22 protein-coding genes and 2 CRISPR repeat arrays (1 of these 24 running past the window's edge) are annotated in these 25,277 nt (G+C 45.2%); of the genes, 11 read left to right on the forward strand and 11 right to left on the reverse strand.

Annotated features, from left to right (window positions below):
* Positions 1–1,127: direct repeats of the CRISPR family, unit length 36 nt; unit sequence GTTTCCATTCAATTGTTTGCCCCCATCAATGGAGAC; it begins 397 nt to the left of the window's first position.
* 191 nt (positions 1,128–1,318) lie between these two features.
* The 9 genes from cas2 to LEPBO_RS0131310 all read right to left on the reverse strand — a co-directional run bounded on the left by cas2 (position 1,319) and on the right by LEPBO_RS0131310 (position 13,765).
* The gene (cas2, locus tag LEPBO_RS0131270; protein ID WP_017291546.1) at positions 1,319–1,597 is read right to left on the reverse strand and encodes a CRISPR-associated endonuclease Cas2; all 279 of its coding nucleotides are present in this window, start codon (positions 1,595–1,597) and stop codon (positions 1,319–1,321) included.
* Positions 1,598–1,613: 16 nt separating this feature from the next.
* A complete protein-coding gene (gene cas1 / locus LEPBO_RS0131275; RefSeq protein ID WP_017291547.1) occupies positions 1,614–2,591 on the reverse strand; it encodes a CRISPR-associated endonuclease Cas1 in 978 nt (325 codons plus the stop codon).
* Between the two features lie 12 nt (positions 2,592–2,603).
* On the reverse strand, positions 2,604–2,864 hold the full coding sequence (gene csx18 / locus LEPBO_RS0131280; protein WP_017291548.1) for a CRISPR-associated protein Csx18: 261 nt from the start codon (positions 2,862–2,864) through the stop codon (positions 2,604–2,606).
* 384 nt (positions 2,865–3,248) lie between these two features.
* Positions 3,249–6,419: direct repeats of the CRISPR family, unit length 36 nt; unit sequence GTTTCCATTCAATTAATTGCCTCTATTAAAAGAGAC.
* Positions 6,420–6,696: 277 nt separating this feature from the next.
* A complete protein-coding gene (locus LEPBO_RS0131285; protein ID WP_017291549.1) occupies positions 6,697–8,148 on the reverse strand; it encodes a hypothetical protein in 1,452 nt (483 codons plus the stop codon).
* A gap of 12 nt (positions 8,149–8,160) precedes the next feature.
* Positions 8,161–9,858, reverse strand: coding sequence for a hypothetical protein (locus tag LEPBO_RS0131290; protein ID WP_017291550.1), 1,698 nt, complete (start codon positions 9,856–9,858; stop codon positions 8,161–8,163).
* Positions 9,848–10,276 (reverse strand): hypothetical protein, encoded by a 429-nt coding sequence (locus LEPBO_RS0131295; protein ID WP_017291551.1) that lies wholly within the window; start codon positions 10,274–10,276, stop codon positions 9,848–9,850. The genes LEPBO_RS0131290 and LEPBO_RS0131295 overlap by 11 nt, the downstream gene beginning before the upstream one ends.
* Positions 10,273–11,139 carry a type III-B CRISPR module RAMP protein Cmr4 gene (cmr4, locus tag LEPBO_RS0131300; RefSeq protein WP_017291552.1) on the reverse strand — a complete coding sequence of 289 codons (867 nt, stop codon included), beginning with the start codon at positions 11,137–11,139 and terminating at the stop codon, positions 10,273–10,275. Before cmr4 ends, LEPBO_RS0131295 begins: the two co-directional genes overlap by 4 nt.
* The gene (locus LEPBO_RS0131305; RefSeq protein WP_017291553.1) at positions 11,139–12,152 is read right to left on the reverse strand and encodes a type III-B CRISPR module-associated Cmr3 family protein; all 1,014 of its coding nucleotides are present in this window, start codon (positions 12,150–12,152) and stop codon (positions 11,139–11,141) included. The genes cmr4 and LEPBO_RS0131305 overlap by 1 nt, the downstream gene beginning before the upstream one ends.
* Entirely contained in the window at positions 12,137–13,765 is a 1,629-nt protein-coding gene (locus tag LEPBO_RS0131310; RefSeq protein WP_017291554.1) for a Cas10/Cmr2 second palm domain-containing protein, read from the reverse strand. Before LEPBO_RS0131310 ends, LEPBO_RS0131305 begins: the two co-directional genes overlap by 16 nt.
* Positions 13,766–13,989: 224 nt before the next feature.
* On the opposite strand from LEPBO_RS0131310, the gene LEPBO_RS0131315 reads away from it, so the two are divergent.
* The 4 genes from LEPBO_RS0131315 to LEPBO_RS0131330 all read left to right on the forward strand — a co-directional run bounded on the left by LEPBO_RS0131315 (position 13,990) and on the right by LEPBO_RS0131330 (position 17,852).
* Positions 13,990–15,129: a helix-turn-helix transcriptional regulator gene (locus tag LEPBO_RS0131315; protein ID WP_017291555.1), complete on the forward strand. Its 1,140-nt coding sequence runs from the start codon at positions 13,990–13,992 to the stop codon at positions 15,127–15,129.
* Positions 15,130–15,371: 242 nt separating this feature from the next.
* Positions 15,372–16,364, forward strand: a complete 993-nt coding sequence (locus LEPBO_RS38895; RefSeq protein ID WP_172410519.1) for a PDDEXK family nuclease — start codon at positions 15,372–15,374, stop codon at positions 16,362–16,364.
* 46 nt (positions 16,365–16,410) lie between these two features.
* Positions 16,411–16,656, forward strand: coding sequence for a hypothetical protein (locus LEPBO_RS0131325; RefSeq protein ID WP_017291557.1), 246 nt, complete (start codon positions 16,411–16,413; stop codon positions 16,654–16,656).
* Between the two features lie 41 nt (positions 16,657–16,697).
* Positions 16,698–17,852, forward strand: coding sequence for an HNH endonuclease domain-containing protein (locus LEPBO_RS0131330; protein WP_017291558.1), 1,155 nt, complete (start codon positions 16,698–16,700; stop codon positions 17,850–17,852).
* Between the two features lie 18 nt (positions 17,853–17,870).
* On the opposite strand, the gene LEPBO_RS44150 is transcribed toward LEPBO_RS0131330, so the two are convergent.
* Positions 17,871–18,581: a thermonuclease family protein gene (locus LEPBO_RS44150; protein ID WP_017291559.1), complete on the reverse strand. Its 711-nt coding sequence runs from the start codon at positions 18,579–18,581 to the stop codon at positions 17,871–17,873.
* Between the two features lie 536 nt (positions 18,582–19,117).
* Between LEPBO_RS44150 and LEPBO_RS0131345 the strand changes: the two genes are divergently transcribed.
* The 4 genes from LEPBO_RS0131345 (at position 19,118) to LEPBO_RS0131360 (ending at position 22,389) form a co-directional block, all read left to right on the forward strand.
* Positions 19,118–19,726, forward strand: coding sequence for a GUN4 domain-containing protein (locus LEPBO_RS0131345; protein WP_026149058.1), 609 nt, complete (start codon positions 19,118–19,120; stop codon positions 19,724–19,726).
* A 73-nt stretch (positions 19,727–19,799) separates the two neighbouring features.
* Positions 19,800–19,976 carry a hypothetical protein gene (locus tag LEPBO_RS43105; RefSeq protein ID WP_017291562.1) on the forward strand — a complete coding sequence of 59 codons (177 nt, stop codon included), beginning with the start codon at positions 19,800–19,802 and terminating at the stop codon, positions 19,974–19,976.
* 35 nt (positions 19,977–20,011) lie between these two features.
* Positions 20,012–20,611: a Uma2 family endonuclease gene (locus LEPBO_RS0131355; protein ID WP_017291563.1), complete on the forward strand. Its 600-nt coding sequence runs from the start codon at positions 20,012–20,014 to the stop codon at positions 20,609–20,611.
* A 272-nt stretch (positions 20,612–20,883) separates the two neighbouring features.
* Positions 20,884–22,389 (forward strand): hypothetical protein, encoded by a 1,506-nt coding sequence (locus LEPBO_RS0131360; protein ID WP_017291564.1) that lies wholly within the window; start codon positions 20,884–20,886, stop codon positions 22,387–22,389.
* Here LEPBO_RS0131360 and LEPBO_RS43110 read toward each other — a convergent pair.
* Positions 22,379–22,549 carry a hypothetical protein gene (locus tag LEPBO_RS43110; RefSeq protein WP_017291565.1) on the reverse strand — a complete coding sequence of 57 codons (171 nt, stop codon included), beginning with the start codon at positions 22,547–22,549 and terminating at the stop codon, positions 22,379–22,381. The two genes, LEPBO_RS0131360 and LEPBO_RS43110, sit on opposite strands and share 11 nt — an antisense overlap.
* Positions 22,550–22,732: 183 nt before the next feature.
* Here LEPBO_RS43110 and LEPBO_RS0131370 point away from each other — a divergent pair, with 183 nt between their 5' ends.
* The 3 genes from LEPBO_RS0131370 (at position 22,733) to LEPBO_RS41380 (ending at position 24,745) form a co-directional block, all read left to right on the forward strand.
* Positions 22,733–23,398 carry a Uma2 family endonuclease gene (locus LEPBO_RS0131370; protein ID WP_199323920.1) on the forward strand — a complete coding sequence of 222 codons (666 nt, stop codon included), beginning with the start codon at positions 22,733–22,735 and terminating at the stop codon, positions 23,396–23,398.
* A gap of 157 nt (positions 23,399–23,555) precedes the next feature.
* Positions 23,556–24,437: a DNA-processing protein DprA gene (locus LEPBO_RS0131375; protein WP_017291567.1), complete on the forward strand. Its 882-nt coding sequence runs from the start codon at positions 23,556–23,558 to the stop codon at positions 24,435–24,437.
* Positions 24,434–24,745: an antibiotic biosynthesis monooxygenase family protein gene (locus tag LEPBO_RS41380; protein WP_071596252.1), complete on the forward strand. Its 312-nt coding sequence runs from the start codon at positions 24,434–24,436 to the stop codon at positions 24,743–24,745. The genes LEPBO_RS0131375 and LEPBO_RS41380 overlap by 4 nt, the downstream gene beginning before the upstream one ends.
* The last annotated feature ends 532 nt before the right edge of the window (positions 24,746–25,277 follow it).

Below are 25,277 nucleotides of genomic sequence, written 5' to 3' on the forward strand. Positions count from 1 at the left end.
GTTTCCATTCAATTGTTTGCCCCCATCAATGGAGACCGGAAGACATCCAACATCTTACGCTCATGCGTAACCAGTTAAAGTTTCCATTCAATTGTTTGCCCCCATCAATGGAGACCCACTGCGATCACTACGGGATTGTCCCCGGAGGTAAGTGTCTGTGCGTTTCCATTCAATTGTTTGCCCCCATCAATGGAGACGTACCACAAGAAAAACGCTAGAGATCCATGTATACAGCAAGTTTCCATTCAATTGTTTGCCCCCATCAATGGAGACTCAGAAATCGAAGCTTTGATTGGCTCCTCTCGTAAAGAGGTGGAAAGTTTCCATTCAATTGTTTGCCCCCATCAATGGAGACGCGTATTATGAGGGATTGACAGAGAAGAGGGGCGATCGTGTGTTTCCATTCAATTGTTTGCCCCCATCAATGGAGACCTCACATTTTGAGCAGCTTCCTTATATTTCTCAACAGGAATACAAGTGAGTTTCCATTCAATTGTTTGCCCCCATCAATGGAGACCACCGTATGTTGCTGCTGGCGCAGCTTACCCCCCAAATTATGTTTCCATTCAATTGTTTGCCCCCATCAATGGAGACGTGGAGAGAATATCTTGGTGCGTATGGTATCAACCCTGACGTTTCCATTCAATTGTTTGCCCCCATCAATGGAGACAGCCAGTGAAATTGGAGTTGTTTGGCTGGGATTAATCCCGGGTTTCCATTCAATTGTTTGCCCCCATCAATGGAGACTTAGGTAATAAATATCAGCTTTCTTTTGTGGGTGATCTTATGTTTCCATTCAATTGTTTGCCCCCATCAATGGAGACAACCCTTCGAACCTGTTCCTTCTACTTTAGAAGAAATGGTTTCCATTCAATTGTTTGCCCCCATCAATGGAGACAAGCTAATAAGCATTATCACGATAATGCAAATCCAAACCTTGTTTCCATTCAATTGTTTGCCCCCATCAATGGAGACACTGTAGAAGGAATTCAATGGGCTGGTAAAGTATGCTCGTTTCCATTCAATTGTTTGCCCCCATCAATGGAGACGAAGCTGAGCTTAATGCTTTCTTTACTAAAGAAGCGACTCTTGTTTCCATTCAATTGTTTGCCCCCATCAATGGAGACCCCTCCTATTGAAACCTATACCCTGCTTGATGTCTAGGCTCGGTTTGCGAGGGTCAAGCAAAAAACAAAAAAAATGCGCTCTCTGACTTCCTAAAAAAACGCTGAAACTCTTATTACAAAAGGCTGCGAGGCTCCCAACGAAATAATGAATCTTCCAAGCAAATCTCCTGAGCCTCGCAGCAAATACGACACTAGACGATCGTTGATCCCGGCGGTTCCACGATTTCCACTCCACCCCAAACCTCAACCTGCTGCAACATTTGCTGCGAAATCGGATACATCCGCACACTATCCTCCTCGATCTTAATGCGCTGCTGCAATCGCTTCCGAAGCTCTTTGAACTTCACAGCCGAAAGTGCACATTCAAACACACTATATTGCACCCGCTGCCCATATCCTTCCAACAAATCCGCTATCTTCTTCCGCCGCTTATCAGACGGAATATCATAGGTCACTACATAAATTAGCATCTATCCCGCTTCCACTTCACCGAATCAGATAAGGCGAATACAAACAACTCGGATCATACACAAACTGCTTATAAGCCCTCACCTGCTGCGATAGTAAATTCCAACGCGGCTGCTCCTCGACAGACTCTTCCATCCGTTGCACAAAAGCCTGTAAAAACTTCCGCCGCCCCGATTGATTCAAATAGCATCCGCCGTCATGGTACTCAAAATCATCATCTGCACTTACCAGCCCACGATTCACCAAATACAGCACTAGCGAATCCACGATCGACGATCGAAATTCCTCAATCAAATCTGATGCGAGTGCTGCATGACGATCATGCCCCTGATGCAAACAGCCCCAGTAAGGATCTAATCCTTGAAGCTCAATCAACGTCAGCAAATGATTCCATAACACCTGATATCCAAAACTCAGCATCGCATTGACCGGATTGCCTGGTGGACGGCGCGATCGCGCTAAAAATACAAATCCCGCTCCACTCAAACATTCACCAAATGCAGAAAAATAGCTTGCTGCTCCTGCTCCCTCTAATCCCATCAATCGCGCGATCGATACCGCTTCCCCTGCTTGCTGTACTAAATATGCCAAGCTTTCGATCGCCAAAGCTGTTTGTTCAGAAGCTCGTCGCCGTTGCTGCCGCATCAAAATTACTCGGCTATTTTTCAACTTTGCTTGCACAATAATTCGGGCTGTTTGCAGCTGAAGCTCTGGTGATAGTAATTGCTGATATCGTGATAATTGCCGATAGCCTTGAGTAATTGATAGGACTCGTCCATAGCACTTTCCCATGCGAGACAGATATGCGATCGCAATGTTTCGCTGCAAGCAAGCACGAATAACCTGAGTTGTGACTTGGGATTGACCAAAAATTAGAATCTGCTCTAGCAGTGGCAACTGAACTTGATCCAGAATCGTTTCACCTCGTTTGATCAAGACTGATTCTTGTCGCAGTGATAGATAGCAACCCTGGTGAGAAACATAGAGCGTTTTCACGACTGCGTCCTACTACCGATATCGATCCACATTGCTGCTTTCTCGTCTGCGAAGGTCAGCAGTTGGAGGTAAATTACGATCGCGCTGCATTGAAATGACGACACGATCGACGACAGTTCCGGTGGCAAAAGTTGCGATCGTGACAAGCAGGGTGTTGATGATGACGGCTGCTAATCCTAATGGAGCAATCAGCAGAATAACTAAGGTTAAGGCTCCGCTGATTCCGGCAATCGAGGCATTGCGAACTTGTAGGGCGCGATTTGAAAGATACATGAGGTTTTTCTGTAGATGATCATTGTCTGTGCTCCCTGATCAAATTGCGAAAGATAGAGTGATGCGATCGCGGGTGGGAAAAATTGTTGTACAGCGATCGAACTAACTGGCGCAGGTTCTAGTCAATGAGGTGTTTGTATTGAGAGAGACCCTGATCGTTCTAACTGCGCTTTCGCCAAAGGTATTGTAGTGGCAATGCGGGAAACTGGATAAATTTGTTACATCAATGTTACTTAGATCTGGTTTGGCTGATTGTGACTGAAAGGACGCCTTGTAAGGGCTTGATTAGAGAATGGGCTGGTAGATGAAAATGCTGGCTCAGACGTTTTTGAGAATCAGTATCGCTACCATTCATTTGATCTATAGAGTAATTCTCAATGCTCAGTTTCCATTCAATTAATTGCCTCTATTAAAAGAGACTCTTATGACCATCGAAAGGCAGAATTACATCAATTCGATTCGTTTCCATTCAATTAATTGCCTCTATTAAAAGAGACCAACATTGAACAGGATGCAGACACAATCCTGTTTATCTAGTTTCCATTCAATTAATTGCCTCTATTAAAAGAGACATCAAAGAAATTAGATCAAGCTAGAAAAGATACAGGTTTCCATTCAATTAATTGCCTCTATTAAAAGAGACGCATCAATTTTATTGGCTCTGGTAATAGCAATGATCGTGGTTTCCATTCAATTAATTGCCTCTATTAAAAGAGACTGTAGCTTTACTTTCAGAGCATCCATTATTTAATATTTCAGTTTCCATTCAATTAATTGCCTCTATTAAAAGAGACTGGAGGTAGATATTAAATGCCAGTAATTAACAATAATGTACTTCTAGAGTTTCCATTCAATTAATTGCCTCTATTAAAAGAGACCTCGTATGGTGGAGCGTTTGACTACTACCTTCTTAGGTTTCCATTCAATTAATTGCCTCTATTAAAAGAGACCTCAGATCTTAATTCAGATTCTTGATCTTAGATTCAGATCTAGTTTCCATTCAATTAATTGCCTCTATTAAAAGAGACACTCACGGCACCGAAGATCAACTTCGAGCAATACAAGTAGTTTCCATTCAATTAATTGCCTCTATTAAAAGAGACATTCGCTCTGCGTTTGTGTCCAGTGAGCAATTTGCGCGGGTTTCCATTCAATTAATTGCCTCTATTAAAAGAGACTTGTGATGCAATCTTGGCACTCATAATCTGCACATCTTTCATGTTTCCATTCAATTAATTGCCTCTATTAAAAGAGACACTAAAACAATTAGATTTTGCGTTCTGTTCTTGGAGTTTCCATTCAATTAATTGCCTCTATTAAAAGAGACCTCCCCACGTTTGAGGCTAAGACATGTGTGCTGTGCTGGCGTTTCCATTCAATTAATTGCCTCTATTAAAAGAGACTGAAAGACTAATTAGTATTGCTGCTGATACAAATTTGGTTTCCATTCAATTAATTGCCTCTATTAAAAGAGACCAGATAAGCCTTTATCACCCAATCTATTCGATAAAAACCCATAAAGTTTCCATTCAATTAATTGCCTCTATTAAAAGAGACCGGGTACACCTTCTATTGGATACAAGCTTGTGATGTTTCCATTCAATTAATTGCCTCTATTAAAAGAGACGTCGCAATTCGCCGCAAGCTTCGTTGCCTGAACTGTGTTTCCATTCAATTAATTGCCTCTATTAAAAGAGACAAAACACTCGAACAAGTTGGACTCGCTTTGAACTTCAGTTTCCATTCAATTAATTGCCTCTATTAAAAGAGACCCAGGAATTAGCCGAAATCAAAGCGGCTGCAAGTGAGTTTCCATTCAATTAATTGCCTCTATTAAAAGAGACACCGCCGCAAGTAAGAAGTCTTTCGCTGATTAATGAGTTTCCATTCAATTAATTGCCTCTATTAAAAGAGACCTAGAGATGGGACATGCAGGGGATGAGGTATTTGACGAGCAGTTTGAAGTTTCCATTCAATTAATTGCCTCTATTAAAAGAGACATGCCTATTTGGAAAATCTTTGGTAAGCAGAACGCTAACCGTGTTTCCATTCAATTAATTGCCTCTATTAAAAGAGACTTGATCCTATCTATTTGGATGCAAATGGCAACTTTGATCCATTCCGTTTCCATTCAATTAATTGCCTCTATTAAAAGAGACTACATATAGGTGGAGCGCCCGTCCCCCCGTGTGGGTGGGTTTCCATTCAATTAATTGCCTCTATTAAAAGAGACTACAGTCGATTCAAACGCCCGATCAGCTCCCTTTACCCAAGTTTCCATTCAATTAATTGCCTCTATTAAAAGAGACTCACGCTCGAAGTGATCACCACTTACTGAACTGCGACCTACGAATGCATCAAGTTTCCATTCAATTAATTGCCTCTATTAAAAGAGACTTGCTAGCGGATTAGAAACAACGGTCACGAACATAGACAGAACTGTTTCCATTCAATTAATTGCCTCTATTAAAAGAGACAACAATGGTTATGGTTTAGAATCTGACACCGCAGTTGATGGTTTCCATTCAATTAATTGCCTCTATTAAAAGAGACTTTCCAGCTAGGCTTCTAATTCCAGGTCGAGAAAAACAGCGTTTCCATTCAATTAATTGCCTCTATTAAAAGAGACGCAAATCCCCTGACACCTTGTCTGTCAGTTATGGCAAGGTTTCCATTCAATTAATTGCCTCTATTAAAAGAGACATCGAGAGCGATGTATCAATTGCCAAATCGCTACAAACCAACGTTTCCATTCAATTAATTGCCTCTATTAAAAGAGACTCCATGACCACCGGAATGCCCTCAAAGACGGGGAACATCCGCGGTTTCCATTCAATTAATTGCCTCTATTAAAAGAGACAAGTTATTGAGTCAAAAATGATTCTTTCTGAAGGGCGTAAAATGTTTCCATTCAATTAATTGCCTCTATTAAAAGAGACCATTCTTGAAGTTTCAAAGCAAAGGCACTAAGCGCTTCATGTTTCCATTCAATTAATTGCCTCTATTAAAAGAGACCCGACCTTCAGTAAAGGATTTGAAGCTATGAAAGAGCTTTACAGTTTCCATTCAATTAATTGCCTCTATTAAAAGAGACTAGAATATGGGGGGTGCACTAATGCAGATGGCATTCTCTGGTGAGTTTCCATTCAATTAATTGCCTCTATTAAAAGAGACATCGAGACGTTGCAGCGGAACGGAAGACAGGGAAGAGGTTTCCATTCAATTAATTGCCTCTATTAAAAGAGACCTTAAAATAAGAATTAAAAAGTAGCTGAGTAAGTTACAAATGGTTCAGGTTTCCATTCAATTAATTGCCTCTATTAAAAGAGACCCCGATCACGCCACAATCACGCCACAATCGTAAACTGAGAAGTTTCCATTCAATTAATTGCCTCTATTAAAAGAGACTTGCTGCGCGTTGGGGTTAGTAGTCAGCCGGATCGTAGGTTTCCATTCAATTAATTGCCTCTATTAAAAGAGACCTGGCTCTATGTCCGTTGCTTCTCGTTACGTTCTCGAGTTTCCATTCAATTAATTGCCTCTATTAAAAGAGACCCCTTCCATTGAAACTCAATCCCCGCTTAACGTCCAGCAGCGGTTTGCGAGGCTCAGTCCAAAAACAAATAATTTCATCAACTTTAACCCCAAACAATGCGGCAAAACCCTTATCCCATAAGGCATCGAGGCTCCCAACGAAACAATCACCCTTTCAGCCAAATCGCCCCAGCCTCGCACCCCCTCCATCTCAAAACTTATCCCCATCAAACTAAACGATCGAGCAGTTGAAAAATCTGTCGATTTAAGCGATCGAACTCATCAGAACGGAACAACATTATAGTTGAGAGATCGCCCTTTCTATTTTCTGATGCACCTTCACAAGTAAACTGGCTTCTTCAAGAGAGCTAAAGTTTTCTCCACAGATGAAGTTTAAACACTTCAACACCCTCAGCTTCCAATGACCTTCAGGATCTTGTTTCCATTTTGGCTCATTCGGTGACTGCCAGTTCTCAAATACTTTTTCTTGTCCTTCTAAACCTTTCAACTGATGAAACAAGTCGTTTCTTTTTTTAAAGACTAGGTTTCCAAATATGAAAATGTCAGGAGTTGTATTTTGCTTGAGGTTTTTAGTCACATCCACGCTCTTCTTCACGGTTAGAAACCAATAGAGATCCTCTCCATAAGCATTGAGATTTCTATCCCACCTCTGATTTTCCTCGGATCTAGGATGTTTGGTCTGCTTGATTTCATCACCATAGAGTACATTACTCCATTGCCGGAGCAGACCTTCTACTGACCGAAAGCTGTGAAACATTGCCTCAACAGTATTGCCCTGCTTGAGACGAACAAATCCTAAGTAAGCTGATTCATAAGCTGTCCACCACCAGTTTTCTAAAGTTGTACGCGATTTAGCAAATTCAGCAAGCTCTATATCTGCTGCTTGCTGGAGGTGTTCAGCAAACCTGTCGAACTTGGCGTAGTTCCATTGAATCGCAGCTTCTAACAAATTCGCGACTTCAGCTTGTAAATAAGGTGCTAGTAGAGCTTTCACTCCAGAGTAGTCATACCTTTCTAGCAAAGCTTTTGCTTCCTGAGTCTGAAGTCCGCGCAGGTAAGTGGAGCGAGAAATCATACGAGTCTGTTCAGGACAGTACTCATTGCTCACCACAAACTCTACATTTGCCCTAAATCGAGCAAGGCTACAAAACTGAACCGCTGAAGAGATCGCTGGTGTTCCTGCCTGATGACTAATATAAACTGCCGTTGGTTCACCTGAAAGCTCTTTGAGCGTAGAACGAACTAGATCTAACACAAAGTTCCAGTCATCTAGCCCGAACTCACCCTTCTGTGGGGCAAGCACTTTCAAAACCACCTCCACGGCAGGAAAATGCTGCTGAAAGTAACGCTCAAGAATAGGCTGTAATTCGCTTGTATCTTGCCAATAAGGGCATTTATAATCATCACGCTGGTTCTCATCAAAAATATAACTTTGATCAGTTGTCAGTAAAATGATCTGATCGATTGCCTCATCCTTGAGTTTGATCGAGAACTCCTTTAAGAGCGGAAATTCTAGCGCATTCCAAATTTCGTCAGGATATGCTTGGTAAGCTATCCCTAGCACCCTTGGTGCAATCCGATAAGGCTCTGCCGAATCCCGAATAACTTGTGCAGGCTCAAAAGGTAAATTATGACAGTCTTTCCTAATCACACGATACCAATCGCCCCAATCATCATTCGTTCTAAGTTGAACATCACTACTCCCAATCGTGACAAGCCAGATTTTCATGTTTACTATCGATTACCAAAGTTGCTTGAAGTCTGTAAAGTCTTGAAGAAATTTTAGAAAATTAGCCGTTTTTTGAATCTCATCTTTGTCGCCTGATCGATTCGGGAAAATTGTCAGCAGCTCGATATATTCTTGAGTCTCAATCCATTCCTCACCGCGCTTGAGATAGCGCGGATACATCCGATGCCAGAGCCGCCCAATCTGTTTCATGCTGCCTGTGAGTTCCGATTGTTTAATCGAACTCCCTCTTTTATAATCCTGATGCAGCCACTTGATCGCTATACTATCCTCTTCCCCATCTGCAATTCTGCCCCAGACTTGGACATTATCTTTACACCAAGCCTCTCGACAAGAATGGTCTGGAGTCTTGCGATTCTCGATCTCGTTTAGCCAAGAAAACTCTTGCGCTTTTTGATAAAATAGGTCTAGAAAGCGAGTAATACTTACCAACTTATCATCGCTAACTGGAATATACAGCTTTCGAGAAGGCTTCGTAAATGTCCAATGGCACCCGATCATCTGCCGTTTGTAGCGTGGTAAAAACAGTCGATGATCGCTTCGTCGCCAAGATCGACCAAATCCACCTAGTAACATCGAAAACTTAACTAACCGAATCACAAAGTTCTTCAGTTCATCTCGCTGCTCCTGCCGTAAGCCATCTTTCATCACGAGTACATTCAAGATTGCGTCACCAGTCTCGTAAACAGGCACATGATTGTTCGGATTGCCTGCTGCTACCCATTCATCTAGCTCCAACTCAGGCGCACTGAAGGCAACTCCCAATAGCCCCACCGTTGCACTTTCCCCTTTGCCAATTCCTCCCCAAAGCTGCTTGATCAAGTGATTAACCGTTTTATGATCAGTGATGCCATGAAATAGACGATGCGTGTGTCCGCGTAGGGCAGCTTTGAAACCGTTCGGGCGAAACTCGCCTTCGAGATCAAGCCGTCGAGAAGCAATTCCCTGTCCTGATAGACCTACAGAGATAAGTTTACTTTCTCCATGCGTTTTGACTTGTCCATACCCTGCACTAACGCGAGAACCAATCCCTCGCTCTAGGGCTTTTTCCCAAATCTTCCAAATCTCTGTCCACTCTGATTCGAGTACTGGCTCTGTACTAGAAATTCCAAACACAAAGGTTGGTTGATGGAGAGAAATTAGCACTTTGGGAGTCTCATGGCTTAACTTCGATCCACTGACCTGCCAATTTGCTTGAGGATGAACGATATCTACCATCGAATTCTTGAGCCAAGCACCATCTTTAGGATAGCCGCCATGAAACCTCAAAATACCAGGATGAACTTCGCCTTCTTGAGCGCTGCCGCCACAATATCGGTTAACACGATCAGGATGAAGTTGGCGACAAGCTCGTAGAAATGCGCCCTTCATACTGGAGCCTGGAAAGTATGCCCAACCACGTTCCCCAATTACAGGGCGAATGACTCCTTCATCCTGTCCGCTATTCGTCACCATTCGCCAAGTAAAGATGTATTCCTTGGACTTGCGAACGTCATTGCCAAAATTGGGGACTGTATCAACATCGCAGGACTCTTGCCATTGTTCTGCCCAGTCGTAGGCTTGTTGGCGTAGAGTCTCTTTCCTAACTGCAAGTCTCTCTGCTTCTTTCTTGAGATCTTTCACCTGATGAATTAGAGATCGACCTTGTACCTGAGCCTGAAACATCAACGGCACATAATCGCTATCGGGCATCGGTTTTGCCTCCCACTCCTTGCTTAGGCTTCTTGTACCGCTGTGTCCACCAGATTAAGCTATCGCAGAGTTCGATTAGAATAGCTAATGCAATTTTGCGCTGTTCTTGGTCAAAGTTCCAAAGTTTATCCGTCATTGTTTTGATTGCAGCTGAATTTTCTGTGCTGACGGGATCGTTAGGAATTTGAATTCCAGCTTGTCTTAGGATTCGACACAATTCATCCCAAGTTTCTTTCCAATAGTCTGCTTTGTCTTGATTTTCTCGCTGTAGGCGCAGATGTTCACCCCAGAACCGCTCCAGTCCGTAGGCTGTGGTAACGCGCATCTTGTGACTTTCGTTGAGTACATCCTTTTTATCTCGAAATTTCAGCACCAGATCATGAGCGCAACGATCAATTTCATACATTTTCCAACTCATGCAGCCACCTCCTGAGAATGAGCAACCGTGTTGAGATTTTTTAGCGTAATTTGACAATTACCAAAACCGATCGACTCTAAACCACCGAGGTAGATCTCACTGGTTTCAATACCGTCCCCAAAAGGCTGCCAAGGTGTTGTAGCTGTATTGCGAATCGCGATCGGAAAGACCATAATTGTTCCTTCAGGTAACGCTTCCGTATTGAAGAACCCGCCTTTATCAACTCGTTTCTCCCTGTCCATCAGACGAACTCGACTTTGCCGATATAGCGCCATGTCGTGAATCATGCCAATTTCATCATCTCCAACCACGACCGCAGGTAACTGCTCGCCGTTGGGGAACCAAATTGATAGGTCTTCGGTTTTATCTAGTGTCAAAAAGCCAAAATTAAAAAAGAGCTTTTTCTTACCTTCAACGTTCAGGGTTTTTAGTGTTGACGAACCCACATACTTTAAGCGATCGATTGCTGAGGTTTTAATGCTTTTAAGACCATCAACAGAATTGCCAGCAATGCGTTGATAGCGTTTCAATAACTTGGGACTGCTCACCCACACAATTGGTTGCCCCGGACAAAATACAGGCAGCCACAACAAGGAAGCATACTCGAACTTAACGATTGATTCACTTGTTGTATCTGATTCACCGGTCTCTGCTGGACTCCCATACCAATAGTTTGCATCCCCCGACTGATCACGTCGCATCTCAGAGCGGAATCGTCCCCGAATTGAGCTGCCTGGAAGAATTCCAGTCTGAGTAAACTGATCTCGAAAAATCAGGTTCAAATTTCCGCTTTCTTCACCAGCTGTTGCACCCACATGTAGCGGAGCCAATGTTTCAATGATGCCGTAGGTCTTTTTATACATTATGCAACTCCTTGAATCTGAATCGGTAAACACAATCCACTGCCTAACTTCTTCATCAATCCTTTGTCCGGAAACCAATCATCGGGAAAATCCCACCAGCATCTATTGAGCGGATGCTTGAAGACATAGACTGTTCCGACTGGCACTGCGTAGCGTCCCCGGCTCAATCGTCCTCGTTCTGTTGTGCGATTCCCTAATCGATAACGGCAAGGGGTCGCTTTATCTGTTAGCATCTGCATTCCTTCTCTCGGAAACTCAGGATGCCGAGGATAGCGGTAAGACAAATTATGAGACCCCCAAACCCCAGGCGTAATTAGTGCACAGGCACGATCAATTGGAGTTTGTAGCAATTGATGAATAATGCTAGACGGTGATAAAGACTGGCTGTTTATCTCCACCATATGCCCCTCTCCCCCAAAGCGATACCAGCCCTCTGGGAAAGCATGAGTAGAAAGATATACCAAGCAATAATCTTCATCCATCTGCACTGCATTTTCTAGAAATAATCCATCTTGATCCAACACATGCCGCTCCTCCGCTTTCATCTGAGGATGCAAAAACGAAACATATTTCCAAGGTGCTTGAGCTGCTTCTCGATTCGTCCGAATTTGGCGCGTCTCTCGATTCCAAGCATCAATGCTTTGCCAGGTGTAGAAGGCTTCTATATCTTCTTTTTGTAAATCTCTCTGCCATCGGTGTTTTTCTAACCGCCATTCATCTTCCTGTTCTTCTGCAATAATGCGGTGTCGAGGAACAGGAACATAAAAAACTTCTGGTTGATCGCGCTTTGCCCAGAAGGGACCAGCGATATGGAGATTGTGCTTAAGTGTGTCATGAGGTGCGATCGCACCTTTCAGCGAATGATTGGCGCTAAAAAATAATCCTGCTACAGTCGATGCATCAGGAGGAAACTTTGCTCCTGAGCGTCCGACCAGATTCTCAGGTGACAGGAATGCTCCAGCGCTGCCATACATTAAACCTAATGGCGCAATCGTAATCAGATGTTGGAACATAGTTGCCATCCTATTTGAATTAAACTATCAATCCATTGCACGATAGCAAGTTCAGAATTGCTCCCTACTAGATACTTCCATCGCTTGTCTTGCGGGTTTTTCTGAATTGCTTTTCCGGCATCGTCGAAATAGAAGTTAAACAACTGAAGCGCAAGATAAGAATCTGCATGGTATTGATCTGTCTCGGTTAGCCGAATTGCATGACGGGCTTTAAGCTGTTCCCAGTCGCTGTAAAGATGCGTCCAGTTGAGCTTTGCATCTCCCCAAGTTCGACCTTCGCGATCTTGGTACTTCGTTAAGATCGATAAGTAACTCCAGGGGCAAGTCCATTGGATAAATTGACCGTTGTTGAAAACAATGCGAATCGTAACTCGATCGCGCCCTAAGCTCTTCGCTTGCTTCTCAGCTTCTCGACAGTGCTGCAAGATGTCCCGCTGTGGCACACTATGTCCTGCCCAAACGAATCCAACACTGTAAGTGTGCTCAATCTCTAAGTCATGCCACAATTCAGTTTTCAGAGTTTGCCATTGGTCTGGCAGCTGCATTAGCCAATTTAGCGCATCAATCGGCTTTACCTGTTCTGGTGCTGGTTCACCCGATTGATTTTGTTCGCTATAAATGACACCTAGAAAATCATCGCCCCCAGCATAAATTACCCGACCTTTGCCTTGAGGAAATTGAGTTGAATCGTCTTGAAAAGTTTGCCCCCAACTCCGCATCTTATGGCTAAATACTTCAAGTTTTTCATCTCCGTAGCGTTGAACAATGTCTTTCAGCTTGTTCCCAATTTGATCGCCATCTCCCATAAACCAGCCTGTCCAATATCCTGGTTCGCGGTAGATGTCTTTGAATCCCTCTGCTAAATCCTCGAGTCCAATTTTCTTAGCAAGTTTAGGTAAGGTTACTAACCGCTTGATTAACTCAGGTAGGCTTAGTCTCTCGTTTGCAGCAATGAATTTTCCTTCTGGTTCTACACCTGCATCAACAATCTTGCCACACCGTTGATGGGGATCATCAAGTACCCAAGCTAATTGCCGATAAAATTCTTTGAGTTCCCGCTTCTCGGCTTCACTAAGTAGATGCTTTGGATCACGAACTTCTCCTAAGCGATGCCACGCGATCGCATCTGTTCCCGTCAAGCTTGAACTTTCTCCTGTCCAATTGATGCCGACCCAATCTCGCTTGAGCTTGCGCCGTTCCAAATCATTCATTGCTGCGCTGGGATCATCTCCCTTTCCCCAAAAAATCTCCCAAGTGTACTGTTTCCAGCGCAACCATTCTGCGTCCCAATGATAGAGATCGTGCACGGGAACATTCGTCTCGATCCATTCCCGACACGGCTGTAATACCTTGTCCCAGGCTTGAATTAAGACCTTTTCAACCTCGTTGCGCGGAAACAGTCCCTGAATCAAAATTCGATTCGGCATTCCTTCCTGAACGTGGATTAATGCAGGTGAAATGACTTTTAGTTCTGGTGTTTGATCAGCCGCATTTGCCAGACTTTGGCTGAGATAAGACAAAATCAACGAAGCTCCAAACAAATCTCGCAGTTTCCGGGACTTTTCGATAAACCCTTGAACGGGAGCGAAGCTAATTGCAGTGTAAATCGGCATGACAGTGCTGAAGCAATTCTCCGTGATATTACAGACATAGTCCTGTAACTTTAACAAAGATTCTCAAGGCCGTTCCACAAATAGCTAATATTTATACTAACTTCATCAAACTGGCTGAAACCTAGAAAAATAGAGGAATCCAACAACTAAATATATTTGATATAGAATACTTTCTTTAGATTGACAGCGAAAACTATCCGTATAGATAAGTTAAATTGAGCTACATGAAGCTACATCCCTACAGCGAAAGTGATACATTTATTCGGCTAATGTTATTGATTGCAACATTCGTACACCATCCTGGTGTAGGCGCTACACCTGCAATCGGAGCAAACGGGACTCATGATGCCATGCAGCTTGTGTTGGCTCAGATGCAACACGTTGCTCATACGCTTGGTTTTGCGCTACCTGACTATTCAGTTCATACCCTGCGAAAAGATCTCAAGACACTGCGACAGTACGGAATTTTAGATCAGCGCATGTATCGCTGGGGCTATTACTTGGGCACGGGAGCCTTGACTCAATCAGAATTGTCGATCGCACTTCAGGCGTTAGCCGCTCAAGCCCAAGGAGACGCTGCCTTAAAGCAAACCTATGAAACGTTAGAACGCCGACTGCGCGGCTTAAATCTCGAACTCGAAGGTCAGTTGCTTTATCCCGTGCGAACTCAGCTTCAGCGATCGATTATCTATACCGATCCCGTAGAAATGATGCAGCAGGGGCACTATCGTCAGACCTTATTTGATCATATTGAGCGATTGCAGTCCGCAATTCTTCAAGGACTCCCGATCGAGCTATGTCAACGCAGCAACCCTTATGTCCCTGAAGAAACAGGACAACGCCTGCGAGTCTATGGCCTACAGCTTGTGTATGCAGATATTGCTTGGTACTTGCTATGCGAACACTTAGACAACGAGCATCTCTCGATCGTGCGCCTGGATCGGCTCAGCGACCATTTTCAAATTCTCAATCCCCAAGGTCGAGGACTAGAGCAACAATTTCAAAGCTTGCAGATCGCCCATCAACTCCTCACTACAGGATGGGGATTATATCTAGGAAGCGTCGAAGCCCAACAACAAGAACGGCTTGCACAACTCGAACCCATTGCAGTTCTTGTGCGATTTTTTCCGCCGGTCGTTGACTTCATTCTCGAAGGAGAACGGCGACATCCGACTCAGAAAGTGCGGCGCGGCAAACACGGAAGCTATGTAGATTATCATGTGACATTACCAGAGCGATCGCTGAGTGAATTTCTGCACTGGGTAAATCGGTTTATGGGGGCAGCAGAAATCCTAGCTCCTGCGTCTTTACAAGAGCGCCATTATCAATCCGCGATCGCTTTGGTACAAAGATATGAAACTTGATCGATGCTTCGCCAATCTCGACTTCACCCAACCTCGATAAAATAGCGCTTTGCTGATCTCTTGCGAGGGAACAGTGAACGATTGAGGAATTACCGTGCTTGATTTTGAATCTTTTCGATTCAGTTGGCGATACCATAGAAAGGCATAGACAGAACGGCTCAACAGTCTCATCCGATCCACTTTCGATGGTTAGCATAAATTCCAATCTCAATCCTCATTGGAGATTTCAAAGTGAGGCGCACTTGGAAGACTTCGTTTGGAATAATTTGAGCGCGCTGTTTAATTTGAAGGGTTTAGCGCGTCAGTACTCGCTTCATCATCAAGTCTGTGACATTCTAGCGATTGACCAATCTGGTCAAATAACGATTATTGAATTGAAAAATTCAATTGATCGGTACATCATTCAACAGTTAACTCGCTACTTCAATGCAGTAGTAAGCCAAAGACCGTTTCTCGATCAAATTGATTACCAACAACCAGTTCGCCTGATTGCGATCGCCCCCTCTTTTCATGCTCACAATTTAGTCGATCAAGCCTACCATCAGCTTTCCTTTGAGTTGTACACCTTCGCCATTTCAAGCTGTAATCACGGCAAGTTATACTTTGAATTACGAGATTCAGGTGCAGAACAGCTCATCCGATTAGAGATCCCAGAACCGTTTCACCCTCTCATTGATCGCGTTGAGCAGCACAACACAGCTCAACTGGCGATTGCACCTGCGCCACCCAAATCCTTGGCGAACCTACTCAATGCTCTGACACAAGAACAACAAGCGTATGTCTTGTCGATTCGTGAGCAATTGCTGGAATTTGATCCTGCAATGATAGAAGTGGGGAAAACAACTCGCACGATATATGGGTTACGCAAAAACAAGAAGGATATTTACCAAACGAAGCTCTGTGCTGAGATAATTCCCGTTGCTTTGGGAGTGATGCGTCCTCGGCTGCGATTGCAATTACCTTATCTCAAACGCACACTCAGTCGAGTCAGCAGCGACAATTCACAGAAACTCGTCAAAGGATTAACTTGGGTTGAAGTTAGACATCGCCGCGAGTGGGACAAAACAACTGCCATTCAGCTCTTGTTCTACTTCGGTAAAGGTTGCAGCCATCATAGCTACTCACTCAGTCTAGACGAATATTCAAAGGTGTATCAGCAGTTAGCTGGACAATATTGCTCCTTACAATCATTAGAGGATGTGATGATTGTAGCCCTAGAAGAATGGAAAGCCTAGGTTTCAATACAGAAACTTGAGCTTAATTGTGAAAACAAGCAGGAACATGAAACCTGAGCAAATTGTAAAAGCTTTCGGCGTTGCTAAATCTTGGGATGAATGCCGAGGTCTTCAAATTCCCAGCTTTTTCAAAAAACCAAGACTTTCGCCTTATCAACCACATCAAGGAACTCACTTCATCCAAAAATACAGGGTATTGGTTGCCAGCATTAAATTAGCCCAAGCATATCAAGTAGAACAATCACAGATCATTCATACTCTAGATAAGCTAGATGCGTTTATTTTGTCTTAGCAGTCCATCATTAATGAAGCTCTTCTCATACACTCTTCCTCATGAGCTTGATTCCAGCAGGCAGCGTTATCAGTACGATTCTGAAGCATGACTCGAAGCAGACAAGTTACAAGATTGCCCTGCTGCGAGCGATTAATGACATCGTGCTGATGTTCCCCGATCTTCGCAATTCCAATCAAGCGGTTGCCATTCCACTGCGAATGTTGGCGGAACGCTGGGTTGCTTATTACTGGCCGTTTGTGCAGCGAGATTGCTCAATCTGGCAAGGACCGCGATCGTTTCGAGATGGCGTACTTCGCAGTGATCTATCATTTCGCGCCTCGCTGACCATACTCCGAGAACAGTGGGAGCACTTGAATCGAGGATTGGGCAAACCCAGCGATGGGTTCTTTATCGTCAACGAACTGCGCGTTCCCAGAAAGCGACAAACGTATCCGGTCTCATTGCTAGAGGCTTACGATATTACAATCTCCGCTATCCGCAGAACGATCGAGCAACCGATCCGGTACGCTGGAGCGGGCGAATGGAGTGTGTTTGATCGTCCTACTCGCCTTGATCGCTTAGAGGCAACCGTTGTTGCTGTCCCAAGTAGCCGACCCCATGAGCGCTGTGTGGTTGTCTCAGCCGAGTTATGGCAGACGTTTCAATCGATGTCTTTGTGGGTCGAAGCACTGTGTATCCATGAGTGGTGTTTGTTTAGCGAAACGGTCGATGAGCAGGCAGAACGAGGACACATTTATTCGCTGCTCACGGATCGCCCTGATAACCGTCGTCCGCTGACCTGGGAGCGCAACAAAATTGACTTACTGATCCTCGAAGGTCATACCTTTATTTGCCCCTGGACACACCGCGAAATTACTCCAGGTGTTGCCTATGATCTAGACCATCTGATGCCTGTTTCCATTTACCCGATCAACGAGCTGTGGAATCTCGTTCCTGCCGATCCAAAATTCAATTCCCATGTCAAACGCGATCGCTTACCCACCATTGAACGGCTCCAGCAAGCGCAGCCCTATTTTGAACTGGCATACAGTCAATACAGCGCTTCAGAATCCTTGTCCGATGTGCTTCGGGAGGACGCAGAAATCCGGTTCTCGCAGCTACAACAAGACCTTTTTGCTGCATCCTTAGCTCATGCAGTCGCTGATTTCATTGAACAAGTTGCGGAAACTCGAAATTTGAGTCGATTTGGATAAAGGCTGAACCCAGCAGTCTCATCGACGCAATGATTCGCAAGCAACACCATCGCGATCGCGATCCAGCCTAAACGGATCATTTGGAAAAGCCTGAAGTACCCGTTGAGCCTCTTCCCAACTGGAGAAGTCCCCACAATCACAGTCTGAATTGACGCAAGCTGGTAGTGAAGTCGGCTGTTGAACTGGTTTTGAAGACGACTGAGCAGGCTGCGATCGTCCTGCACGAAAATCAGCAGGCATCACGGGATTTGGCTGATTCCAGAACCCTCGCTTATTTTGCCGAGCAGCATTTTCGGCCTGGAGATACTGAGATTGGGTCTCCGAGCAGCCGTTCAAATACTCGCGGTAAACAACGGCTTGTCCTTCTTGAACGAGTGCCAGGTTAATCGATTTTCCATCTACATAAACCTCAGCTACCATGCGTCCGTAGCGATCGGTGGTCACTGGGCGTAGCTGCACCGCTTTTCCTGGAGGCAGCAACTGCTTGAGGCGATTCGCTGCCTGCCGCCCATAAGGAGCCTGCTTTATTTCTGGAGCGTCCACACAGGCTAATCTGACGGTTGATATGCGATGACCTTGCTGCACTCGCATCGTATCACCATCACCCACTGAGACCACTTTGCCAGGTGAACGAACCTGAGCGGTTTCTCTGGAGTTCCGCTCTGCGCTCATTGCGGGTAGACCCATCATCAGCAGAAGTGCGATCGTCGAAATCAATACCTTCTTCATTCATCAATCCAAAACGCCACTCATTCCAGGAATTCCCCAATCAGCGAAGTTTGTCACAGGGGATACCATCCTGATCCCGATTCAGCCCAAACGGAGCATTGGGGTAAGTGTTAAAGCCGCGCTCTGCTTCGACACAGTATGAGAAATCGCTGCAATTACAGTCGCTGTTGATGCAGCTTGATCAGTCATCTGCTAGCTAGTTTAGAGCAAGTGAAGACTCTTAGGTTCAGAATCATTCGGCGTAGAAGTTGAAATGTTACCAAGTGTAACCAAATCACTCCTCTCCAGGAGATTCGCGATCGTTGATTTGAGCAGCGCGATGAAGATTGTGCTGGGTCGGTTGGAGAAGAAGCCTCTATGCTTGGAGTTGAGATCGACCTAGAGGTAGCGTTGGGGATTGGAGAAACTAACGGAATCGAAGCATCTGAGGGCGTTGCTTGGACAACATAAAAAAATTGATTGGTTCGTTGTCGAAAACTCTCAAATTCCTACTGTAGTCTTTACCAAAAGCTCCATAGATCGACCGGGTGAATGCAATGCTCAATAAAATTTCCAGCCAGTATTGGTTAATTGCTGGACTCAGCTTAGTGGGATTAGGCGGCTTATTTGCTCCACGTCTGCTTGCTTCCTCTGTTCCCGTGGGGGTGCCAAAACTGTCAAAGCAACCGTCAGTCGCTGCAAACACCTTGCGATCGCAGCAAGGGATTGACTACGCACCGCTTCAGCAGCTTCTACAGGATAGAAAATGGCAAGAAGCAAATCAATTGACTTCGATTCTCATCCTGAAAGCTGCCCGTCAGGAGCACCAAGGCTACTTGAGAGCCACAGACATCCAGAGCTTAGCTTGTTCAGATTTACAGATTGTTGATCGCCTTTGGAAAAGTACCAGCAATGGGCGTTTTGGATTAAGTACTCAAGCAACTGTTTGGCGAAACCTCAAGGGAGCCAGCTACGAGGATTCCCTACGATTTGAGCAGCAGGTTGGTTGGAACTCTGATCAACCAACGCTGATTAATGATCCTAGCACTGTCCCAGTTGGGTATTTTCCCTTTCGACCCGCAGGTAAGACGGGAATCAAGAATGCGTTCGGCGGCTGGTGGATTCGAGAAATGCCAATCCGATTGCAACAGTGCAACATTAAATAACTGGATGAATGTGGCCGAAGCTTGAAGTCTCCACCAGTTCTCAACAATTCTATGAGCACGCAATTTTACGAGCGTGATTTCCTCCAAAGTAGCCTCTTGCGGACAGCGATCGCGTGTTGATGTCAGCCAGAACATTGTGCAAACGCAGTCGGCTTGCGCTGCGGATAGCAACATTCCTAACGGTGTGATGATGTTACGAGAAGAAGGCTTCACTCAAGACGGGCGAAGATTTGAGAACAAGTTACAATGATAGATTGAGTTCAAAAGTATGACAGAGCGACTGGTATGATTCAGGCACTTGAGAAATTCAGAGCGTCAGAAGACAAGATCACGGTCTACCACGATCGTTCTTGGGAACAGTTCAAACATATTCAGAAAGGACTAGAAGGGTCTCCGGGTGTGAGACTGGCATTTCTCGAAGGAGTGGTTGAGATCTTCATGCCTGGACAACCGCACGAAATTTTCAAGACGATCATCGGTTCTTTGCTTGAGGCGTTCTTTTTGCACTGGAGAATTAGAGTCATTCCAACTGGATCTGTGACTCAGGAGCAGGAAGGGGTTGCCTCTGCTCAAGCCGATGAGTCTTACTGCTTCGGTAGTGTGAAACCGATTCCTGACTTGTCGATCGAGGTAATTTTCACTAGCGGCTCCGCGACGAAGTTGAAACGGTATCAGGCATTAGGTGTCCCGGAAGTGTGGTTTTGGGAAGATGGGCTGTTCACCCTGTATCGGTTGGGAGAGAACGGCTACATTCGGATCTATAAAAGCCAAATTCCTGAATTAGCAGAGCTTGACTTTGAATTACTAACGCAATGCGTTTTAGCAGGTGAAACGGGCTGGTTAGAAGCAGTTATAAGATTTAGAGACGCACTTTCTAAAAACTAAACGAAGGTTATGTGCTGGAAGCTGCTACTACGCCGTATTCATACATGTCGATCGAATATTTTCAGCTTGAAACATCAGCCTAAACTTACTGTGGCTGTCGTTTCGCATGAGTCAGTAAAAGATAGTGTTGACAGCCCCGTGTCTTGAGACCGGGGTGGAAAACGCAACAGGCGGCTTTAGCCGCAGCACTATCTGATTATGCTGACAATGCACACTAAGATAAATGGTACATTTGAATTATTCACTTCTCGACTCAAGGGCGAATTTTCGCTATGGCTAGAAGCAAGACACCATCATTTATCTTGGAACTGCCGTTAGTGGTTGATTCGCAGGCGGATGCTGAATTGTTGCGTCGCTTCCAAGCTGGACGGCAACTTTACAACGGTTGCTTGACTGAAGCAATCAAACGCATGGAGGAGCTTCGCAATTCAGTTGAGTATCAAGCTGCAAAACAACTTCCCCTCAAGTCAAAGCAGCGCTCAGAAGCGTTTAGCAGTGCTCGCAAACAATATCGCTTCACCGATTATGAGATGCAGGCATTTGCTACCGTAATGGGGAATCGCGCTGTTTGGATCGCCCAAAAGATTGATAGTAACTCTGTTCAAACGTTAGCGACTCGCGCCTTTAGAGCGGCGGAACGAGTGTTATTTGGCAAGGCAAAGAAGGTGCGATTCAAAGTCCCAAATCGGTTCAACTCCATTGAAGGGAAGGGGAACACTCACCCTCTGAAGTGGAAAAACAATCGATTACATTGGGGCAAGGGCTTTGAGTTAGAGCCAATCATCGACTGGAAAAATCCAGTTCACCAACATGGGTTGTCGAGCAAAGTGAAGTACTGCCGCATCCTTAAGCGCCAACTCAACGGTAAACGTCGTTGGTTCGTTCAACTTATTCTAGAAGGGCATCCGTTCCAGAAACCCTCTAATTCTATCAGTGAGGGCATCATCGGTTTGGATCTCAACGTGAGTAACGTGGCATTTGTGGCAGATGCACAAGCAGGACTACTACCCTTTGCAAAAAATGTTCCCACCTTCGAGCAGGAGATTGCCGAGATCCAACGCCAAATGCAGCGCTCTCAGCGAGTTGCTAATCCTAACAACTATGAGCCTGACTTTGAGGTACGTCGCGGTCGCAAGATAGTGAAGAAGAAAGGCAAGGTGAGAAAGGGAGCACGAAACTGGGAGCAGTCAAAGACCTACCAGAAGCTTGCTAAGAAAAAGCGCAATCTACAACAGCGTAAAGCTGCTTACACCAAATCCCAAAATCGCAGCTTGGTGAATGAAATTTTGCGGCATGGCAAGGATATCAAAACCGAAAAGGTTTCGGTGAAGGGATGGCAGAAGCGATATGGCAAAGCGATCGCTGTAAAGTCTCCCGGATTTTTCCAGTCTGAATTGAAGCGCAAGGCTGAAAGTGCTGGCGGTTCATTCGTTATGTTTTCGACTCAAACGACGGCACTATCGCAAACGCATCTCAACGGAGACCGAATCAAGAAGTCTCTATCAGAGCGGGTACATCACGATCAAACCGGGGTAGTGATGCATCGCGATTTGTTCTCAGCGTATCTGAGTCGATTTGTCACTGACAACAGACTTGACATGCCAGTAGCGAGAGAAAGCTACGCAGGGTCGGAACCGATCCTGGTTGCCGCATGGCAAGTGTATGAATCCTCGAAACGAGTAGGCGAGTCCGAAAGTCCGCAGCGTCAGTCTCCGGCAGAGAGGATGGCAACAAAGCTAGGAACAGTCAGCCAGGTAAAGCGGAAGCTTAGAAGCTGATTCCAACTCCTAGCCAGAATCTGCCTCGCTTCGGCGGGTGGAGGGGTTCAAGCCGTTCTTTCCCTTTCCGAATGATGTCTTTTGCAGATGCGTTGGAAAATTTTCCGCTGTCTGCCTGAGCTTCTGCTACGGCAAGTCGCTGTCGCAATTCTTCCAGCATAAGAAGTCTCCTGCCTAAAGGCTTACAGTCAGCTATCTTAGCCAGCTTATACAGAATTGAATACCGTATTCTTGGAAAGAGGCATGATTCAATACGTGTTCACCCTGTTTTTGATAGAATGCGCCCCTTGGTCTAGATCCTCTTCCCTCAAGACCTAACGCTAGGGCTATGATTAAGAGCAAGATGGTTGAAACCAGATTCTTCCCTTCTCTCAAAGGCGCGATCGCAATGACTGCAACCTTATCAAAACTGTTTACATTTGAGGAATGGCTTGCTTATGAAGATGGCACCGATGCCCTCTACGAGCTTGATCGTGGGGTGTTAGTTGAAATGGGACAAGCCAGAGGACGACATGGGGACATCATGGAATTCCTCAACGACCAGTTCAAAGCAGAAATTGCCAAAACCAACCTGCCTTGGATCTCTAAAATGGGTGGACAAGTTGCGGTGCGCGTTCCGCAGGTGGGAAGGCGCGATACAAGTCGGGTTCCAGACGTTGTAGTGATGGGAACTGAGCAATGGGTAGAAATGGCAGAGCGGGAAGCGGTCATTGAACTGGATGAACCCCCTCCCCCTTTGGTGGTTGAAGTAGTCAGTACAGGCACTGAGATCACTGACCACCGCAAGAAACGAGCCGAGTACAACATTTTGGGGATCGGTTGCTATATCTTGGTTGACTGGGTGAAAGTGAACCAAAACAAGAAGCCTATGGAGCAGCGAGTCACCGTTCTTACGCTGCGTGATGGACTTTACGACGAAGCCGTTTACCGTGGAGATGAAATTGTTAATATTCCTACGTTTCCAAATCTCAAATTAACGGCAAACCAGATCATTCAGGCAAAACTGTAAGGTCTGTGATTAGCGTGAAACGAACCTTTGAGGGCGTTGCTTGCAGGTGTCAAGCATCGTGCAATCGTCTCAAATTGTTTGTTATTCATCCATAAGATTACTTTTCCGCTCACGAGGATTGACATTTTGGATATGCTCAACAGCAGAAGGTTAAAACATGCTGACAGAAACGTTCAATATCGGCTTCAATGTGATTCGTCCAACTTGGGAAATTGCAGCTTATGAGTCCCTGTGGACCCGATACTCAACTACAGTGCAAATGGCAGCTCTTTTCCAACGATACAGACATGCCTTGCCGTCACAAGTTGCCCAAGCGGAAGGATTTACGATCGCGGAGATTGAACGAGTCAAACATGAGACGGAGCGGCTTATGCCGTTTCGGAAGTATTCTGCTTTGTTCTATGGCGATTTCGAGTACCCAACACGATTGCAGGATGCACAGTCACCCATCGAAGTACTCTACTACAGAGGCAACTTGGATCTGCTTTCCTCGCAGTCGGTGGCAGTAATTGGGTCTCGCAAAGCTACTGCGAATGGAATCGCGCGATCGCGCAAGGTTGCCCGTCTTCTCATAAAAAACGGATTCACCGTGATGTCAGGTCTCGCTGAGGGAATTGATACGGCTGCTCATCAAGAAGCGATCGCGACTGGCGGCAAAACGATCGCAGTCGTTGGCACTGCTTTGAATTGTGTATATCCACGCCAGAATACTTCTCTACACAATGAACTTGTTCGACAGCATCTGGTGGTAAGTCAAGTTCCGTTCGTTCAATATTCCCGACAGGACTATCAGCAAAATCGCGAGTTCTTCCCAGAGCGGAACAAAACAATGTCGGCGTTGAGTTTGGCAACGGTAATCGTGGAAGCGTCAGATACGAGTGGTTGCCTAATTCAAGCTCAAGCTGCGATCGCGCAAGGGCGGAAACTATTCATTCTCAAGTCTTGCTTTGAAAGCGGATTCCGGTGGACTAGGCGATTCCTAGCACTGGGCGCTATTACGATCGAAAACGGGAAAGAATTGTTGGAGCACCTACGGTGATATTGGAAGTTGCTATTTTGGATGTGAAGCCGGAACTGACAGTTGAGTTTGAAACTGCTTTTGAGACCGCCTCAACTATTATTGCTTCGATGCCGGGTTATGTTTCTCATGAACTTCAGTGCTGCCTTGAAAAGCCGTCTCGTTATGTGCTGTTGGTTCGTTGGCAAACGCTGGAAGATCACATCATTGGCTTCCGCCAGTCCCCGCGGTACCAAGAATGGAGATCGCTCCTGCACCACTTCTACGATCCCTTTCCTGTGGTGGAACATTATGAGGCGATTTTCTCTAATGATTCCTCAATCGCTTGATCTCGATCAAAATGAACTTTCCACTTATTTAGAATGCGTTCTAGATTTTCAACATAGCCTAGATGCGATTCCATTTCATCAACAACATTTTTAGGAAGCTTTGCTAAAGCGAACAATAGGACATCTCTAAACTCTTCTGCGGCAGTATAGAGACTATTGACTGAATCAAGTAGATTGTCAGGCACTTCAGGGATATCAGGCAGACTCAACGGCATTCTACCATTCACAGTGAGATATGAAACCTCAACGATTCTATTGGCATACAACGCTTCTAGCGTGATTTGTTCTGAGGCGGCTTCTCGTTGAAAGCTATCGCGTTGGGCATTGATGCCAGCCAGAACAGTACAAACTTGGTCCGCTTGCTCTGATGATACTGAAATTTCTAATTCGCTGTGGAGTCCACCTCCAATTGCTGCGGCAATTAGGCTTTCAAGTGAGGGGGCATCTTACCATCATCTGCTCAAGTGTCTGTGGGTTGTGGAGCGTAACGATTACAGAACAAATGAATTCTCGAATTGCTTCACGATTTTCC

The sequence above is a fragment of the Leptolyngbya boryana PCC 6306 genome, from assembly GCF_000353285.1.
Lineage (GTDB): Bacteria > Cyanobacteriota > Cyanobacteriia > Leptolyngbyales > Leptolyngbyaceae > Leptolyngbya > Leptolyngbya boryana.

Excerpts from the sequence above, each read along its gene's own strand:
- cas2 (WP_017291546.1), bottom strand. The coding sequence starts at position 1,597 with ATGCTAATTTATGTAGTGACCTATGATATTCCGTCTGATAAGCGGCGG.
- csx18 (WP_017291548.1), bottom strand. The coding sequence starts at position 2,864 with ATGTATCTTTCAAATCGCGCCCTACAAGTTCGCAATGCCTCGATTGCC.
- LEPBO_RS0131285 (WP_017291549.1), bottom strand. The coding sequence starts at position 8,148 with ATGAAAATCTGGCTTGTCACGATTGGGAGTAGTGATGTTCAACTTAGA.
- LEPBO_RS0131290 (WP_017291550.1), bottom strand. The coding sequence starts at position 9,858 with ATGCCCGATAGCGATTATGTGCCGTTGATGTTTCAGGCTCAGGTACAA.
- LEPBO_RS0131295 (WP_017291551.1), bottom strand. The coding sequence starts at position 10,276 with ATGAGTTGGAAAATGTATGAAATTGATCGTTGCGCTCATGATCTGGTG.
- cmr4 (WP_017291552.1), bottom strand. The coding sequence starts at position 11,139 with ATGTATAAAAAGACCTACGGCATCATTGAAACATTGGCTCCGCTACAT.
- LEPBO_RS0131305 (WP_017291553.1), bottom strand. The coding sequence starts at position 12,152 with ATGTTCCAACATCTGATTACGATTGCGCCATTAGGTTTAATGTATGGC.
- LEPBO_RS0131310 (WP_017291554.1), bottom strand. The coding sequence starts at position 13,765 with ATGCCGATTTACACTGCAATTAGCTTCGCTCCCGTTCAAGGGTTTATC.
- LEPBO_RS0131315 (WP_017291555.1), top strand. The coding sequence starts at position 13,990 with ATGAAGCTACATCCCTACAGCGAAAGTGATACATTTATTCGGCTAATG.
- LEPBO_RS0131325 (WP_017291557.1), top strand. The coding sequence starts at position 16,411 with ATGAAACCTGAGCAAATTGTAAAAGCTTTCGGCGTTGCTAAATCTTGG.
- LEPBO_RS0131330 (WP_017291558.1), top strand. The coding sequence starts at position 16,698 with ATGAGCTTGATTCCAGCAGGCAGCGTTATCAGTACGATTCTGAAGCAT.
- LEPBO_RS44150 (WP_017291559.1), bottom strand. The coding sequence starts at position 18,581 with ATGAAGAAGGTATTGATTTCGACGATCGCACTTCTGCTGATGATGGGT.
- LEPBO_RS0131345 (WP_026149058.1), top strand. The coding sequence starts at position 19,118 with ATGCTCAATAAAATTTCCAGCCAGTATTGGTTAATTGCTGGACTCAGC.
- LEPBO_RS0131355 (WP_017291563.1), top strand. The coding sequence starts at position 20,012 with ATGATTCAGGCACTTGAGAAATTCAGAGCGTCAGAAGACAAGATCACG.
- LEPBO_RS0131360 (WP_017291564.1), top strand. The coding sequence starts at position 20,884 with ATGGCTAGAAGCAAGACACCATCATTTATCTTGGAACTGCCGTTAGTG.
- LEPBO_RS43110 (WP_017291565.1), bottom strand. The coding sequence starts at position 22,549 with ATGCTGGAAGAATTGCGACAGCGACTTGCCGTAGCAGAAGCTCAGGCA.
- LEPBO_RS0131370 (WP_199323920.1), top strand. The coding sequence starts at position 22,733 with ATGGTTGAAACCAGATTCTTCCCTTCTCTCAAAGGCGCGATCGCAATG.
- LEPBO_RS0131375 (WP_017291567.1), top strand. The coding sequence starts at position 23,556 with ATGCTGACAGAAACGTTCAATATCGGCTTCAATGTGATTCGTCCAACT.